The 15,497-nt window shown below is 71.9% G+C and carries 16 protein-coding genes; 12 read left to right on the top strand and 4 right to left on the bottom strand.

The window, feature by feature from the left end:
* Positions 1-45: 45 nt before the first annotated feature.
* On the bottom strand, positions 46-1,413 hold the full coding sequence (locus tag OG322_RS01710) for an FAD-dependent oxidoreductase (protein WP_123464892.1): 1,368 nt from the start codon (positions 1,411-1,413) through the stop codon (positions 46-48).
* 275 nt (positions 1,414-1,688) lie between these two features.
* Between OG322_RS01710 and OG322_RS01705 the strand changes: the two genes are divergently transcribed.
* The 10 genes from OG322_RS01705 to OG322_RS01660 all read left to right on the top strand — a co-directional run bounded on the left by OG322_RS01705 (position 1,689) and on the right by OG322_RS01660 (position 12,405).
* Complete coding sequence (locus OG322_RS01705) at positions 1,689-3,755, top strand: SpoIIE family protein phosphatase (RefSeq protein ID WP_329305937.1); 2,067 nt, start codon at positions 1,689-1,691, stop codon at positions 3,753-3,755.
* 144 nt (positions 3,756-3,899) lie between these two features.
* Entirely contained in the window at positions 3,900-5,279 is a 1,380-nt protein-coding gene (locus OG322_RS01700) for a wax ester/triacylglycerol synthase family O-acyltransferase (RefSeq protein ID WP_124285794.1), read from the top strand.
* Positions 5,280-5,447: 168 nt separating this feature from the next.
* Positions 5,448-6,431 (top strand): aldo/keto reductase, encoded by a 984-nt coding sequence (locus OG322_RS01695; RefSeq protein ID WP_124285795.1) that lies wholly within the window; start codon positions 5,448-5,450, stop codon positions 6,429-6,431.
* A 1-nt stretch (position 6,432) separates the two neighbouring features.
* Positions 6,433-6,744: an L-rhamnose mutarotase gene (locus OG322_RS01690; protein ID WP_123464898.1), complete on the top strand. Its 312-nt coding sequence runs from the start codon at positions 6,433-6,435 to the stop codon at positions 6,742-6,744.
* Between the two features lies 1 nt (position 6,745).
* Positions 6,746-7,603: an amidohydrolase family protein gene (locus OG322_RS01685; RefSeq protein WP_124285796.1), complete on the top strand. Its 858-nt coding sequence runs from the start codon at positions 6,746-6,748 to the stop codon at positions 7,601-7,603.
* A 34-nt stretch (positions 7,604-7,637) separates the two neighbouring features.
* Entirely contained in the window at positions 7,638-8,498 is an 861-nt protein-coding gene (locus OG322_RS01680) for an Fpg/Nei family DNA glycosylase (RefSeq protein WP_124285797.1), read from the top strand.
* Positions 8,499-8,560: 62 nt separating this feature from the next.
* Entirely contained in the window at positions 8,561-9,313 is a 753-nt protein-coding gene (locus tag OG322_RS01675) for a LytR/AlgR family response regulator transcription factor (RefSeq protein WP_123464904.1), read from the top strand.
* Between the two features lie 64 nt (positions 9,314-9,377).
* Positions 9,378-9,740: a hypothetical protein gene (locus tag OG322_RS01670; RefSeq protein ID WP_123464906.1), complete on the top strand. Its 363-nt coding sequence runs from the start codon at positions 9,378-9,380 to the stop codon at positions 9,738-9,740.
* The gene (locus OG322_RS01665) at positions 9,737-11,218 is read left to right on the top strand and encodes a sodium/solute symporter (protein ID WP_123464907.1); all 1,482 of its coding nucleotides are present in this window, start codon (positions 9,737-9,739) and stop codon (positions 11,216-11,218) included. Before OG322_RS01670 ends, OG322_RS01665 begins: the two co-directional genes overlap by 4 nt.
* The gene (locus tag OG322_RS01660; protein WP_123464909.1) at positions 11,215-12,405 is read left to right on the top strand and encodes a sensor histidine kinase; all 1,191 of its coding nucleotides are present in this window, start codon (positions 11,215-11,217) and stop codon (positions 12,403-12,405) included. Before OG322_RS01665 ends, OG322_RS01660 begins: the two co-directional genes overlap by 4 nt.
* Before the next feature lie 46 nt (positions 12,406-12,451).
* Here OG322_RS01660 and OG322_RS01655 read toward each other — a convergent pair whose 3' ends face one another.
* Positions 12,452-12,967: a hypothetical protein gene (locus tag OG322_RS01655; protein WP_123464911.1), complete on the bottom strand. Its 516-nt coding sequence runs from the start codon at positions 12,965-12,967 to the stop codon at positions 12,452-12,454.
* A 124-nt stretch (positions 12,968-13,091) separates the two neighbouring features.
* Between OG322_RS01655 and OG322_RS01650 the strand changes: the two genes are divergently transcribed.
* Positions 13,092-13,289, top strand: a complete 198-nt coding sequence (locus tag OG322_RS01650; RefSeq protein ID WP_123464913.1) for a zf-HC2 domain-containing protein — start codon at positions 13,092-13,094, stop codon at positions 13,287-13,289.
* Here OG322_RS01650 and OG322_RS01645 read toward each other — a convergent pair.
* On the bottom strand, positions 13,223-13,792 hold the full coding sequence (locus tag OG322_RS01645) for a sigma-70 family RNA polymerase sigma factor (RefSeq protein WP_123464915.1): 570 nt from the start codon (positions 13,790-13,792) through the stop codon (positions 13,223-13,225). The two genes, OG322_RS01650 and OG322_RS01645, sit on opposite strands and share 67 nt — an antisense overlap.
* Positions 13,793-13,974: 182 nt before the next feature.
* Positions 13,975-14,436, bottom strand: a complete 462-nt coding sequence (locus OG322_RS01640; RefSeq protein ID WP_123464917.1) for a universal stress protein — start codon at positions 14,434-14,436, stop codon at positions 13,975-13,977.
* A 165-nt stretch (positions 14,437-14,601) separates the two neighbouring features.
* Here OG322_RS01640 and OG322_RS01635 point away from each other — a divergent pair, with 165 nt between their 5' ends.
* A complete protein-coding gene (locus tag OG322_RS01635) occupies positions 14,602-15,444 on the top strand; it encodes a polysaccharide deacetylase family protein (RefSeq protein ID WP_123464919.1) in 843 nt (280 codons plus the stop codon).
* Positions 15,445-15,497: the final 53 nt, after the last annotated feature.

The following is a 15,497-nucleotide window of genomic DNA, read 5'->3' as shown; positions in this document are numbered from 1 at the left end:
GGAGGGCTCCTGCGCGGAGACCTTCCGGGGCCGTCGGCCGTGGTGTCAGTTGCCGGGTTCCGAGGCGTCCAGCATGGCGTCGCGCTCCACGACCTTGACCCGCTCGCGCCCCTGCTCCTCGCCGAGGGCGCGCTCGTGAGCGTCCAGGCGGTACCAGCCCTCGCGGGTGGTGTAGCGGACGCCGCGGGCCCGGAGGAACTCGGTGACGGCCTCCCGCTCGGGCTGCGCCGGAGCGGGCAGCCGGCCGGCGGTGTGGTCCTCCAGCAGGCAGGCGACGGTCTCGTTGGCGTCGCCCTTGGTGTGGCCGATCAGGCCGATCGGACCGCGCTTGATCCAGCCGGTGACGTACACCGAGTCCATCGGCTCCTCACCGGCGAGGACCCGTCCGGCGGCGTGCGGAACGGTGCCGGAGGCGACGTCGAAGGGGAGCTTGGGCAGCTCCTGCGAGTAGTAGCCGACCGCGCGGTAGACGCTCTGCACGTCCCAGTCGTTGAAGCGGCCGGTGCCCCGCACGTTGCCGGTGCCGTCCAGCTCGGTGCGCTCGGTGCGCAGCCCGACGACCCGGCCGTCCTCGCCGAGGATCTCGACCGGGGACTCGAAGAAGTGCAGGAAGAGCTTGTGCGGCCGGTCGCCGACATCGCGGATCGCCCAGTTCTCCAGCGTGGAGGCGACCATGTTGGCCTGCTTGTTCCCGCGCCGGGTGTCGATCGAGCCCTGGTCGTAGTCGATGTCCTCGGGGTTGACGATGACCTCGATGTTCGGCGAGTGGTCCAGCTCGCGGAGCTCCATCGGGCTGAACTTGGCCTGGGCCGGACCGCGCCGCCCGAAGACGTGCACCTCCAGTGCCTTGTTGGCCTTGAGGCCCTCGTGGACGTTGGCGGGGATCTCCGTCGACAGCAGCTCGTCGCCGGTCTTGGCGAGCATCCGGGCCACGTCGAGGGCCACGTTGCCGACACCGAGGACGGCGACCTTCTCGGCCTCCAGGGGCCAGGTGCGCGCCACGTCCGGGTGGCCGTCGTACCAGGAGACGAAGTCGGCGGCTCCGTGCGAGCCGTCCAGGTCGCTGCCCGGTATGTCCAGAGCTCGGTCCGCGTCGGCGCCGGTGGAGAAGATCACGGCGTCGTAGAACGTCCGCAGCTCGTCGAGGCCGATGTCGTTCGGGTAGTCGACATTGCCGAAGAGCCGCAGCTGCGGCTTGTCCAGGACCTGGTGCAGCGCCTGCACGATGCCCTTGATCCGGGGGTGGTCCGGGGCCACGCCGTAACGGATCAGACCGAAGGGCGCGGGCATCCGCTCGAACAGGTCGATGGACACGCCCGGGTCGGAGGCGGCCTCGGATTTGAGCAGCGCGTCCGCTGCGTAGATTCCGGCGGGACCGGCTCCGACGATGGCTACGCGGACGGGGCGTGTCATGGAGGGCTGTTCCTTAGAACGGACGAACACGGACAGGGCGGGACTTGGTAAGGCTTGACTTAGTTCGCCCTCCGCACACGGTAGCCGCTGCCTCCGTCCGGTTTCGGGGCGGGTCGGCGTTCTGGGGCGGTATCCGGCGCTCCTGGCCGGGGCGCCTTTCGCTGATCCCTTGGGATACGGCCCCGCCGGCCGGCTCGCGCGGTGTGTTCCATCACACGTTCACCTGGTGGACAGCTCACTCGAAGAATCGGACAAATGATGGCAGAGTGACCCACATGGATGATCGGGTAGTGGGTGCCCCGCCACTCCCGGACGAGTGGCCCGCCCACCCGGACCTCAGTCTCGCCCTGAACCGTATGGGCAGCTTCGACTGGGACCTCGACAGCGGCCTCATGCACATGGACCAGCCCGCCCTCGACGTGTTCGACCTGCGGGCCGACGAGTACGACGACCGGCCGGAGACGCTCGCGAAGCGGGTGCCGCCGGACGAGCGCGTCCGCCTGGACGCCCTCGTCGCGCAGGCGCTCAAGAGCGGGCGGAGCAACTACGGGGCGTACTTCCGCACCCTGCGCCGCAACGGGACCCTGCGCTGGACGCACACCCAGGGCTGCGTCCGGCGCGACGCGACCGGGCGGCCCCGCCGGATCATCGGCATCGTCCGGGACGCCACCCAGGAGCTGGCCGACTTCACCGCCCGCCGCGAGCTGGACGGGGAGCGCCGGCGCCGGACCAGCCTGGTGGAGGGCACCACGGCCGCGCTGGCCCACGCCCGTACCGTCAGGGACGTCACAGCCGTGCTCAAGAACTCCCAGGGGCTGGCGCTCCTGGGCGCGACGAGCCTGGTCATGGGGCTGATAGAGGCCGGGCGCATCCATCTGGTGGCGGACGGGCCCGAGGGTTCCTTCGTGCCGGGCACCCGCTACACCCGGACGGACGAGCCGTACCCGATGAGCGAGGTCGTACGCACGCTCACCCCGCGCTTCATCGAGTCCGCCGAGGACTTCGCCACCTCGTACCCGATCCTGTGGGCCCACATCAGCCATCTCGGCATCACCTCGGCGGCCTATCTGCCGCTGATCGCCCAGGCCCGCCCCATCGGCGCGCTCGGGCTGCTCTACAGCGACAAGGACGGGTTCACCGGTGACGAACGCAATCTCCTGGTCGCCCTCGGCAGCTCCATCGCCCAGAGCCTGCAGCGCGCCATGCTCTACGAGCAGGAGCACGACCTCGCCGAGGGGCTCCAGCAGGCCATGCTGCCGCGTCGGATTCCCGAGGTGCCCGGTGCGCAGATCGCCGTCCGGTACCGCCCGGCCCGGATGGGCCGCGACATCGGCGGCGACTGGTACGACGTCATCCCGCTGCCCGGCGGCCGGGTGGGCGCCGTCATCGGTGACGTACAGGGGCACGACATCCATGCCGCGGCCGTCATGGGCCAGCTGCGCATCGTGCTGCGGGCCTACGCGGCCGAGGGCCACAGCCCCGCGACGGTGATGGCCCGGGCCTCCGTCTTCCTGCACGAGCTCGACACCGACCGCTTCGCGACCTGTACCTATGCCGAGACCGACCTGACCACCGGAGTCGTGCAGATGGTCCGGGCCGGTCATGTGGACCCGCTGATGCGGGATGTCGACGGCAGCTGTCGCAAGGTGCCGGTCGAGGGCGGGCTGCCGCTGGGGCTCTCCGCCGAGTTCGGGCGGCTGGAATACCCGGTCAGCACGGTCGAGCTGGATTCCGGCCAGGCCATGGTGCTGTTCACCGACGGCCTGGTGGAGCTGCCCGGCGCGGACCTGGACGAGGGGATGCAGCTGCTGGCCGACAGGGTCAGGAACGGCCCGCAGGATCTCCAGCAACTGGCCGACCAGCTCTGCGAGTCGGTCGACGAGCGCGGTGGCGAGGACGATGTCGCGGTGCTGCTGCTGCGGCGCAAGGCCGCCCACGCCCCGCAGCCCGGCGGCCGGCTCCAGCAGCACGTGGCGCAGAACGACCCCGAGGCGCTGAGCTCGGCGCGCCACATGATCCGTGCGGCGGTGCGGGCCTGGGGCGCGAAGGACCGGGCCGACGAGGTCGAGCTGGCCGCCGACGAGCTGACCACCAACGCTCTGATGCACACCGACGGCGGAGCGATCGTCACCATCCGGGTGCTCACCGGCACCGGGCGGTGGCTCCGGGTCGATGTGGAGGACCGGTCGAGCGCGCTGCCGCGCCGCCGGGACGCCGGTGAATCGGGGGTGTCGGGCCGGGGGCTGATGCTCGTGGACCAGCTGGCGGACGCCTGGGGCGTCGAGTCCCGGGGCACGGGCAAGTGCGTCTGGTGCGAATTCAGCATTCCGCCACGCGACTGACCTGCCGAACGAACGGTGCCGAACGGCGGCAATGCGTGGTATCGGAAAGTAACAGTACGTAATATGACTGTACTTGACCGTAACCGACCGAGAGAGATTGACTGCGGTTCCGTCAGTCTTTGTCTTCGATGACATGAGGACCCGTTGGGCACTGAGCTACTGGCACCTCTCGATCTGGCTTTCTGGCACCTCGAGTCCGATGCCCACCCCATGCACCTCGGTGCGCTGGCCGTCTTCTCCCCGGACGGGGGCCGGTCTCCCGGCCCGGACGCGCTGCTGGAGCTGCTCGGCACCCGGGCCGCCGCGATCCCCCGGCTGCGGATGCGGGTACGGGACGTGCTGCTGCCGGTCGGCGGTGCGGCCTGGTCGGTGGACAAGGACTTCGACGTCCACCGGCACGTCAAGCGCGTGGAACTGCCCGGGGCGGAGGTGGGCGAGGAGGGCGCCTTCATGGCGGCGGCCACCCGGCTCGCCGGTGAGCTGATGGAGCAGCCGCTGCGAAGGGGCCTGCCGCCCTGGCAGATGTACGTCATCGGCGGCGGCGCCGACGGCCCCTTCGCCGTCCTGGTCAAGCTCCATCACGCGCTCGCCGACGGGATGCGCGCCGTCGCCATCGGGGCCGGGATCTTCGACGAGATCGCCTCCTTCGCGGGCCGCGGACACCCCGGAGCTGCGTCCGGCCGGGCCCGGCCGGTACCCCCGCGCTCCTGGATGCCCGGCCCGCGCCAGGTCGCCGGGCTCGCGCGCGGGCGGATCGAGGACCTCGGCCGGGCCTTCGGCGTCGGTGCCTCGCTGGTACGGGCCAGCCGTCTCGATCTGCGCGGCGCGACGGCGCTCAGCGCCAGCTCCAGCGGCACCCGGCGGCTGGCCACCGCCGATCTGGACCTCGACGCCGTGCAGCGCGTCCGGCGGGCCGCGGGCGGCACGGCCAATGACGTCCTGCTCGCGGTCGTCGCCGGAGCGCTGCGCCGCTGGATGCTGGAACGCGGCGAGCCGCTGCCCGGCGCCGATCCGCGTGCCCTGGTCCCCGTCTCCCGGCGCCGGCCGGGTGGGGCTGCCACCGGAAACCGGCTGTCCGCCTACCTGCTCGGCCTCCCCGTCTGCGAACCCGACCCCTGGGAACGGCTGCGGGCGGTGCGCGAAGCCATGGACCGCAACAAGTCCGCCGGGCCGCTGCGCGGGGCCGGCGCGGTCGCCGTACTCGCCGATCAACTTCCTTCGCTGGCGCACCGCTTCGGCGCCCCGCTCGCCGGGAGTGCGGCCAGGATGCTCTTCGACGTCCTGGTCACCAGCGTGCCGCTGCCGCGCTCGGCGCTTTCGCTCGGCGGCTGCCCGCTGCGCGCGCTGTATCCGATGGCGCCACTGGCCCGCGGTCAATCGCTGGCCGTGGCGCTCACGACGTACGGCGGCAAGGTGCAGGTCGGACTGGTGGCCGACGGCAAGGCGCTGCCCGATCTGGAACGGCTGGGGCGCTGCGCCGAGGACGAGGTGGCGGAGCTGCTCGCAACTCTGCCCGCCGGCTGACCGGCCCGGTCCGGGATTTGGCTGCCGGACCTGGGGAGCGGCGCCATAGATCGGACAGATTCCCGAGCAATCGCCGTAGTTGATGGCCTCCTGGGTGTTGACGTGCCCAAGTGATCCGATGAATATTGCTCAGTGCACGAAGCGATCATCGGGGAGGGCGGCAGAAGCATGCGGCGCAACAGGCTGGGAAACAGCGCGGTCGAGGTCACCGAGCTGTCCTTCGGGGCGGCCGCCATCGGCAATCTCTTCAGCGCCGTCGAACCGGAGCGGGCCGCGGCCGCCGTCGACGCCGCCTGGGACGAGGGCATCCGCTACTTCGACACCGCCCCGCACTACGGGCTAGGCCTCTCCGAGCGACGGCTCGGCGAGGCGCTGCGGGCCCGCCCCCGCGACTCGTACGTCCTGTCCACCAAGGTCGGCCGGGTGCTCGACCCGCTGCCCGACGGCGGTCCCGAGCAGTCCGAGGGGCTCTCCGAGGGCTTCGCCGTACGGGCCACCCACCGCCGCCGCTGGGACTTCAGCGCCGCCGGTGTCCGTCGCAGCATCGAGGACAGCCTGCAGCGGCTCGGCCTCGACCGCATCGACATCGCCTATCTGCACGACCCGGACGACCACGCGGAAGCCGCCTTCCACGAGGCCTATCCGGAACTGGAGAAGCTGCGCGCGGAGGGCGTGATCGGCGCCATCGGGGCCGGCATGAACCAGACCGCGATGCTCACCCGCTTCGTCCGCGACACCGACGCCGACGTGGTGCTCTGTGCCGGCCGCTACACCCTCCTCGACCAGTCCGCCCTGACCGATCTGCTGCCCGCCGCCGCGGCTCGCGGCCGCAGCGTCGTCGTCGGCGGGGTCTTCAACTCCGGCCTCCTCGCCGACCCGCGCCCCGGCGCGACGTACGACTACGCCGCCGCGCCCCTGAAGCTCCTGGACCGGGCCCTGCGTCTGAAGGCGGTCGCCGAGGGCCACGGCGTGCCGCTGCGCGCCGCCGCACTGCACTACCCGCTCACCCACCCCGCCGTCGCCGGCGTGCTCGTCGGCACCCGCTCCCCGGACGAGGTGCGTGACGCCGCCGCGCTGCTGCGCAAGCCGGTCCCCGACGACCTCTGGGACGAGCTGCGCGACGAGGGCCTGCTGACCGAGAACGGAAACTGACATGCGTATCGCCCTGCACACCAAGGTCCGCGCGGACCGCATAGCTCAGTACGAGGCCGCGCACCGCGAGGTCCCGGCCGAGCTGACCCGCGCGATCCGCGCGGCGGGCGCCACCTCCTGGACGATCTGGCGCAGCGGAACCGAGCTGTTCCACGTCATCGAGTGCGACGACTACGCCCGGCTCCTCGCCGAACTGGAGGAGCTCCCCGTCAACGTCGCCTGGCAGGCCAGGATGGACGAACTCCTCGACGTCACGCACGACTACTCCTCGGACGGCGCCGAGGCCGGACTCCCCGTCGCCTGGGAGCTGTGAGATGACCGGCGGCCCACGGATCGTCGACGCCCACCACCACGTCTGGGATCTCGCGGTACGCGACCAGGAGTGGATTACCGGCGAGGAACTGGCGCCCCTGCGCCGCGACTTCACCCTCGCCGACCTGGAGCCGGAGGCCCGTGCCAACGGAGTGTGCGCCACCGTGCTCGTACAGACCGTCACGGTCGCGGAGGAGACCCCCGAGTTCCTCGCACTCGCCGACGGCAGCGATCTGGTCGCCGGAGTCGTGGGCTGGAGCGACCTCACCGCGCCGGACATCGCCGACACGCTGGCCGCCCTCCGCGAGCTGCCCGGCGGCGACCGGCTCGTCTCGCTGCGCCACCAGGTGCAGAGCGAACCCGACCCCGAATGGCTGCTGCGGGCCGACGTCCTGCGCGGCCTGGCCGCGGTGGCCGACGCCGGGCTCGTCTACGACCTGGTGGTCCAGCCGCACCAGCTGCCCGCCGCCGTCAGGGCGGCCGCGCTGCTGCCCGGCCTCACCTTCGTGCTCGACCACGCGGGCAAACCGCCGGTCGCCACCGGGGAACTGCACCCCTGGGCCGACGATCTGCGGGCACTCGCCGCCCTCCCCAACACGGTGTGCAAACTCTCCGGCCTGGTCACCGAGGCCGATGTGCGTGCGTGGACCGTCGCCGGCCTGCGCCCGTACGCCGACACCGTCATCGACGCCTTCGGGCCGTCCCGGCTGATGTTCGGCTCGGACTGGCCGGTGTGCCGGCTCGCCGCCACGTACACCGAGGTCGTCGAGGCCGCCCGCACCCTCGTCGACGGCCTCGGGCCCGACGATCGCAACGCCGTCCTCGCCACCACCGCCGAGCGCGTGTACGGCCTCCGGTAGGCACCGGGGCGGCGGCTGCGGCAGGCTGGGAGCCATGCCAGAACTGCCGGAAGTCGAAGCCCTGCGGATCTTCCTCGACGACCACCTGGTCGGCAGGGAGATCGACCGCGTACTGCCGCTCGCCATCAGCGTCCTGAAGACGTACGACCCGCCGCTCACCGTCCTGCACGGCGGCACGGTCACCGGCGTCCGGCGGCACGGCAAGTTCCTGGACATCGCCGTCGGCCCCCTGCACCTGGTCACCCATCTCGCACGGGCCGGCTGGCTCCAGTGGAAGGACGCCTTCCCCGCCACCCCTCCGCGCCCCGGCAAGGGGCCCCTGGCGCTGCGCACCGTACTCACCGGCGGCGACGGCTTCGACCTCACGGAGGCCGGCACCACCAAACGCCTCGCCGTCCACCTCGTGCACGACCCGGCCGAGGTGCCCGGCGTGGCCCGCCTCGGGCCCGACCCGCTGGACCCCTCCTTCGACCGTGACACCTTCGCCGCCCTGCTCGACGGGGAACGCCGTCAGATCAAGGGGGCACTGCGCGACCAGTCGCTCATCGCCGGCATCGGCAACGCCTACAGCGACGAGATCCTGCACGTCGCGAAGATGTCCCCCTTCAAACTCACCGCGCATCTCACCGACGACGAGATCACCCGGCTGCACACGGCCCTGCGCACCACGCTGGACGACGCCGTCGCCCGCTCCAGCGGACTCGCGGCCGGAAAGCTCAAGGCCGAGAAGCGCAGCGGGATGCGGGTCCACGGACGGACCGGGGAGGCCTGCCCGGTCTGCGGGGACACCGTCCGCGAGGTCTCCTTCAGCGACTCCTCGCTCCAGTACTGCCCGACCTGCCAGACCGGCGGGAAACCACTGGCCGACCGCAGGCTCTCCAAACTGCTCAAGTAGCCCGCCCGGCCACTGAGCTCCCGCACCGTCCACACCGGCCGACCGGTCTACACTCCGGCCTCATGCTGCGCGTACTCGCCGTCGACGACGAAGAACCCGCCCTGGAGGAGCTCCTCTACCTCCTGCGCGCCGATCCCCGCATCCGCAGCGCCGAAGGAGCCACCGGGGCCACCGAGGCGCTGCGCCGCATCGGTGGCGCCGTCGAGGCGGGGCCCGAGGACGCCGCCGCCATCGACGTCGTCTTCCTCGACATCCACATGGCCGGGCTCACCGGGCTCGACGTCGCCCAGCTGCTGGCCGGGTTCGCCGCGCCCCCGCTCATCGTCTTCGTCACCGCCCACGAGGACTTCGCCGTGCAGGCCTTCGACCTCAAGGCCGTCGACTACGTCCTGAAACCGGTACGCCGGGAGCGCCTCGCCGAAGCCGTGCGCCGCGTCGCCGAACAGGTCGGCGACCGCTCCGCACCCGTCCACGACACCGCGCAGGACCAGATCCCGGTCGAACTGGGCGGCGTCATCCGCTTCATCCCGATCGACGACATCGCGTACGCCGAGGCCCAGGGCGACTACGCGCGGCTGCACACCGCCACCGGCAGCCACCTGGTCCGCGTCCCCCTGACCACCCTGGAGGAACGCTGGCGGACCCGCGGTTTCGTACGCATCCACCGCCGCCACCTCGTGGCGCTCGGCCGGATCGACGAACTGCGGCTCGACGCGGGCAGCATGAGCGTGCGCATCGGCACCGCGGAACTCGCCGTCAGCCGTCGCCACACCCGCGCCCTGCGCGATCTGCTGATGCGGCAGGGCGGCCGCTGACCAGCCGCTACCCGCGTTCGAATCCCTTCCCAGCGGGGCCGGGTGCTGCGTACACTCCGGCCCCATGTCCGCAGAGTCAACGCCCCGGCGTGAAGTGGTGACGGGGGAGCCCCGGCGGGTCCGTCCGCTGCCGCGCTACCGCACCCAGTCGGAGATCGACGAACAGACCGCGCTGGGCGGTGCCTACGTACGCTCGTTGATGCGCAGCCAACTGCGCGCGGGGCTCACCGCCTTCACCGTGCTCGCCGTCGTCGCGGGCACCCTGCCGCTGGTCTTCGCGGCGCTGCACAGCGACGCCGTCGTCTGGGCCGTCCTCGGCTTCGCCGCCTATCCGCCGCTCACCCTGATCGCCTGGTGGTACGTGCGCCGGGCCGAGCGCAACGAGCACGACTTCGCCCGGCTCGTGGAAGGCCGCCCCGCACAGTGAGCCGCACGTACGCGGTCGTGGCGGTCGCCGCGGTCGTCTCCGCCACCGTCCTCGTCGGTGGGTTCGGGCTGCGTATCTCCCGCACCACCTCCGACTTCTACGTCGCCTCCCGCACCGTACGGCCACGCCTCAACGCGGCCGCGATCAGCGGCGAGTACCTCTCCGCCGCCTCCTTCCTCGGCATCGCGGGACTGGTGCTCGTGCACGGGCCCGACATGCTCTGGTACCCGGTGGGCTACACCGCCGGCTATCTGGTGCTGCTGGTCTTCGTCGCCGCGCCGCTGCGCCGCTCGGGGGCGTACACGCTGCCCGACTTCGCCGAGGGACGGCTCGAATCCCGGCAGGTGCGCCGGCTCGTCAGCGTGCTCGTCGTTGGAGCGGGGTGGCTCTACCTCGTGCCGCAACTCCAGGGCGCCGGGCTCACCCTGAAGATCCTCACCGGGGCGCCCGGCTGGCTCGGCGATGTCCTCGTCGCCTCCGTGGTCGTCCTGGCCGTCGCCGCGGGCGGGATGCGCTCCATCACCTTCGTCCAGGTCTTCCAGTACTGGCTGAAACTGACCGCCCTGCTGGTCCCCGCCATCTTCCTGGTCCTGGCCTGGCAGGGCGACGGGCGGCCCCGCGTCACCTTCGACGAGCAGCTCTCCGTCTTCCGCGCCGACCACCCGCTGTACGCCACCTACGGGCTCATCGTCGCCACCTTCCTCGGAACCATGGGTCTGCCGCACGTCGTCGTCCGCTTCTACACCAGCCCCAACGGCCGCGACGCCCGCCGCACCACCGTCGCCGTCCTCGCGCTGATCGGCGTCTTCTATCTGCTGCCGCCCGTCTACGGAGCCCTCGGCAGGCTGTACGCCCCCGAGCTGATCCGGGGCGGTGACGCGGACGCCGCCGTGCTGCTGCTGCCCGGCCGGGTCATCGGCGGGCTCGGCGGCGACCTGCTCGGCGCGCTCATCGCGGGCGGGGCCTTCGCCGCGTTCCTGTCCACCGCCTCCGGACTGACCATGGCCGTCGCCGGAGTCATCACCCAGGACGTCCTGCCCTCGCGCGGTGTACGGCACTTCCGGCTGGCCACGGTCCTCGCCATCTCCGTCCCGCTGGCCGGTTCACTGCTGGTCAGCCGGGTGCCGGTCGCCGACTCGGTGGGGATGGCGTTCGCGGTGTCGGCGTCCTCCTTCTGCCCGCTGCTGGTCCTCGGGATCTGGTGGCGCCGGCTCACCCCGCCCGGTGCCGTCGCCGGACTCCTCCTCGGCGGCGGCTCCGCGCTGCTCTCCGTCGCGATCACCGTCAGCGGCGCGGTGCGCCCGCCCGGCTGGCCGCACGCCCTGCTCGCCTGGCCCGCCGTCTGGACCGTCCCCGTCGGCTTCCTCGCCATGATCCTGGTCTCGCTCGCCACACAGAACCGGATACCGGCCGGCACCAACGCCGCCATGACCCGCTTCCACCTGCCCGAAGCACTCAGCTCGGGCAGGCACCGGTGACCGGGGCCGGATACGCGGTCATCGTGCTTCTCGGCGTCCTGTTGTTCGGCGCCGGACTGCTGGCCGGACGTCGCACCGCCCGGCCCGTGCGCACCAGCGACGTCGGCACCCCCGTGGAGCACGCCACCTTCGAGACCCTGCACACCGCCTCTCTGGCCGCGCCCCCGCTGCGCGCCGGACTCACCGAGGACAGCGCCCGCAAGTCCGCCCGCCGGCTGCGCTCACTGCTCGGTACCGATGCGCTGTGCCTCACCGACCGTGAGCGGGTCCTGGTCTGGGACGGCGAGGGCGGCCACCACGGCGAACACGTCATGGAACAGGTGGCGGACCTGCTCGCCAGCGGCCGCGACACCGCCTTCCGCAGCGACTGCGACGATCTGGACTGCCCGCTGCGGTGGGCCGTCGCCGTGCCGCTCACCGTCGACCACCGGGTCCTCGGAGCCCTGATCGCCTATGCCCCGCGGGAGTCGGCGGTCCTGGCGAGGGCCGCCGGCGAGGTCGCCCGCTGGGTCTGCGTACAACTGGAACTCGCCGAGCTCGACCGCTCCCGCACCCAGCTCATCGAGGCCGAGATCAGGGCCCTGCGCGCGCAGATCTCCCCGCACTTCATCTTCAACTCACTGGCCGCCATCGCCTCGTTCGTCCGCACCGACCCCGAGCAGGCCCGCGAACTCCTCCTGGAATTTGCTGACTTCACCCGCTACTCGTTCCGCAGCCACGGCGACTTCACCACCCTCGCCGACGAACTGCACTCCATCGACCAGTACCTCGCCCTGGTCCGGGCCCGCTTCGGCGAACGGCTCTCCGTCACCCTCCAGGTCGCCCCCGAGGTGCTGCCCGTCGCCCTGCCGTTCCTCTGCCTCCAGCCCCTCGTCGAGAACGCCGTCAAACACGGACTCGAAGGAGCGGTCACCTCCAGCCGCATCACCATCAGCGCCCTGGACGCCGGCTCCGAGGCCGAGGTCGTCATCGAGGACGACGGCATCGGCATGGACCCGGAACGGCTGCGCCACATCCTGCGCGGCGAGGGCGGCAAGTCCACCGGGGTCGGCCTGCTCAACGTGGACGAACGACTGCGCCAGGTGTACGGGGACGACTACGGGCTCGTCATCGAGACGGGCATCGGCGCCGGAATGCGCATCACGGTGCGGCTGCCGAAGTACCGCGCCGGAGTGCACGGTTCCTGACGCGGCGGACAGTCACCCCATACACGGGCACTCAGTGACCAGGCCCTCAGTACAGATGGATCGAGAGGTGGCCCAGCGGCAGCCCCAGCTGCCAGGCCGGCGTCCACACCTGGGCCGCCGCCCCCTCCGCCTCCGGGTCCTGGGGTCCGTCGGCCGGTTCCCAGGGGAGCGGGCCGATCGCGTCGAGGTCGGCCGCCAGCAGTTCGGTGTCCTCCAGCCACCGCCAGGCCGCCCGGGCCAGCGCGAGGTCCGGGGCGGGGTCACCGGGCGCCGCCTCCAGCGCGTCGAGCCGTGCGCAGACCCAGCCGCGCCACGGGGTCCCGTACGCCGTCAGCAGCCGCAGTTCGTCCACCCGGGTGGCGGGGAGGGCCTCGGCCACCGCACCGTCGGAGAGGAAGACGGTCAGGGCGAGCGCATCGCGCCCCGCCCGGTACTCCAGCGTCGCGGGCTCCATCAACTCGCCGGTCCGCAGCAGTTCGTCGGCGATGTACTCCGCGTACATCCAGGCCATCGGGATCAGCAGCCCGCCGCCACTGGATCCGTCATGACGTTCCGGACGCATCGCGTCTCGCCTCATTCCGTTCTCGGCACGCCCCCACACGCAGCATTGAACCGGGGGAGCGCGCCCCGCGTGGCCAGAAGGACAGGATCCGTCGGACCGGATCCGTCACAGACATGAGGTTGCGATGACCGCCGACCCCGGGGAGGGACCGCACATGAGGCAACTGCTCGGCGCCTACGTGCTGGACGCACTCCCGGCTCCGGAGGCGCTGGAGGTCTCCCGCCATCTGCAGAGCTGCGACCGCTGCGCCGCCGACTACGTGGCGGTGGCGGAGGCCGCGGCCCTGCTGCCGCTGCTCAGCGAGGAGGACCTGCTCGAGTAGCCCGGCAGGTTGCGGGAGAGCAGCCGCAGCGCGTAGTAGGAACGGGACTTGACGGTCCCGGCCGGAATCCCGAGCACCTGAGCCGTCTCGCCCACACTCAGCCCGCGGAAGTAGATCTGCACCAGCACCGCCCGGTGCTCCGGGCTCAGGGTGCGCACCGCCTCGCGCACATCGAGCGCGGCGACAGCGGACTCGGCGGTGTCCTCCCCGCACGGGGCGCTCTCCAGCACCGCGTCGCCCACCTCGGCCGGCCGGGCCAGCCGTGACCTGCGGGCGTCGATCGCCAGTCGGCGTCCCACGGTGAACAGCCAGGGCCGCATCGACTCGTACGGGCCGTCGAAGGCCTCCGGGTGCTGCCACGCCCGCACCAGGGTCTCCTGGACCAGATCCTCGGCCCGCTGCCGGTCGCCGAAGGTCAGGCCGAGCAGGAAGTGGAACAGGGCCGGGCCGTGCTCACGCTGCAGATCCGCGAGGGCCCGCTCATCGGTCGTCGTCGTGGTCATGGTGAACGCCCTTCCCCGCGGAGGTCCCTGCCGCCTCGCTGCTGACTGGCGTATACGAACGCATTCGGGCCCCGGGCAACAGGACAAACGCCGCCCCGTGCGACGAGCGGTCGCACGGGGCGGCGAATGGTGCGGTGAGCGGTCGGGCGGTGAGCGTGGGGGCGGGGCGGGGGAGAGCCGGGCTAGGGGACGACGGTGACGGGCCAGCGGCCCGCCTTGACCAGACGGACGGCCACCGAGCCGATGAAACGGTGCCCCGCCGACTCCGACGCACCCACCACCACGGCGTCCGCCTTGAGTTCGTCCGCCGCTGTCACCAACCCGTTGTACGGATCACCGCGGAAGGTGTGGAACTCCCAGCGCACATCCCATATGTCCTTCATCCGCTCGGTCGACTCCCGGATCTCATTCACCAGACCCTCCGCGACCTCTCCGGTCGTATCGCCGACCGGCGCACCGAGCGCGGCACCCGCGGGCAGCACGGGCTGTACATAGACGAGGGCGAGCATGGCCCTCTGCCGACGGGCGAGGCCGGCGGCGTAGGCCGCGGCGCGCATGGAGGATCCCGAACCGTCGAGGCCCGCGACGATCACTTTGGGGCCGTCTGTGCCACGTTCGAACTGGTGAGGCTGCTGGTCTGTCACGGCAGTGAGGCTATCCGCTCCTGCGGGGGCCGCCCGTCCGGGCTTCCGGCCGCCCCGGAGGGAAGACGCCGGTTGCCGCGTACGGGCTCCCCCCATTGGGTGCAAAACCCCGCGCAACCGGTGTCGTTGAGGGGGGTGAGGGCGTGGGCGTGCGAGCAGTTGGTCATGAAAAACGATCAGAGGCTGCCGATGCGCAGGACGCTGCTGAGGCTGGCCGCCGGGTTGGGCGCGGCCTCCGTCGTGCGCCTGATCGCCGCGGACACCGCAGGCACTCCCTTCCGGCGCCCCGCGGCGCCCTCCACCGTCGCGGCTGGGCCGCAGGCGGCTCTCCGGACCAAGCCGCTGTCCTATCGTCTGAGGCCCATGACAGCGAACACTCCGCCTCGCTACCGTCCCGCGGCGCCCCCCGTCCGTACCCGGCCGTTCGAGCACCTGCCCGACATCGGGCGGGCGATGGTGCTGACCTTTGACGACGGCCCGGACCCGCTCTACACCCCGCACGTCCTGGACACGCTGTACAAGCACGACGTACGGGCGATGTTCTTCCTCTGCGGGGAGATGGCCAACGACAATCAGGACCTGGTGCGCAGGATCTCCGACGAGGGACACACGGTGGGCAACCACTCGTGGACGCACCCGCTGGTCACCAAGCTCTCCCGGGCGGGCATCACCGACGAACTGGGCCGTACCAGCGAGGTGATCGAGAAGATCACCGGTGCTCCGCCGCTCTGGTACCGGGCGCCCTACGGGGCGTGGAACCGCAACTCCTTCGAGATCGGCGCGGCGATGGGCATGGAGCCGATGGCCTGGACGGTGGACACGCTGGACTGGACGGTTCCCGGCACCGACAGCATCGTCGACCGGGTCAGGGAGGGCGCGGCACCCGGCGTCGTGGTGCTGTCGCACGACGCGGGCGGCAACCGCTCGCAGAGCGTGGCCGCGCTGGGGCGCTATCTGCCGGAGCTGCTGGACGACGGGTACCGGCTCACGGTGCCGCAGCGGCTTTGAGCCGGCGGCGGACGCTGCCGGGGGACAGGCCGGCCCGCCCCCGGCAGCAGCTG

Origin of the sequence: Streptomyces sp. NBC_01260 (assembly GCF_036226405.1) — a bacterium.
GTDB lineage: Bacteria > Actinomycetota > Actinomycetes > Streptomycetales > Streptomycetaceae > Streptomyces > Streptomyces laculatispora.
Note: the sequence above shows the minus strand (reverse complement) of the source record. Positions and strands in the feature narration are given on the sequence as shown.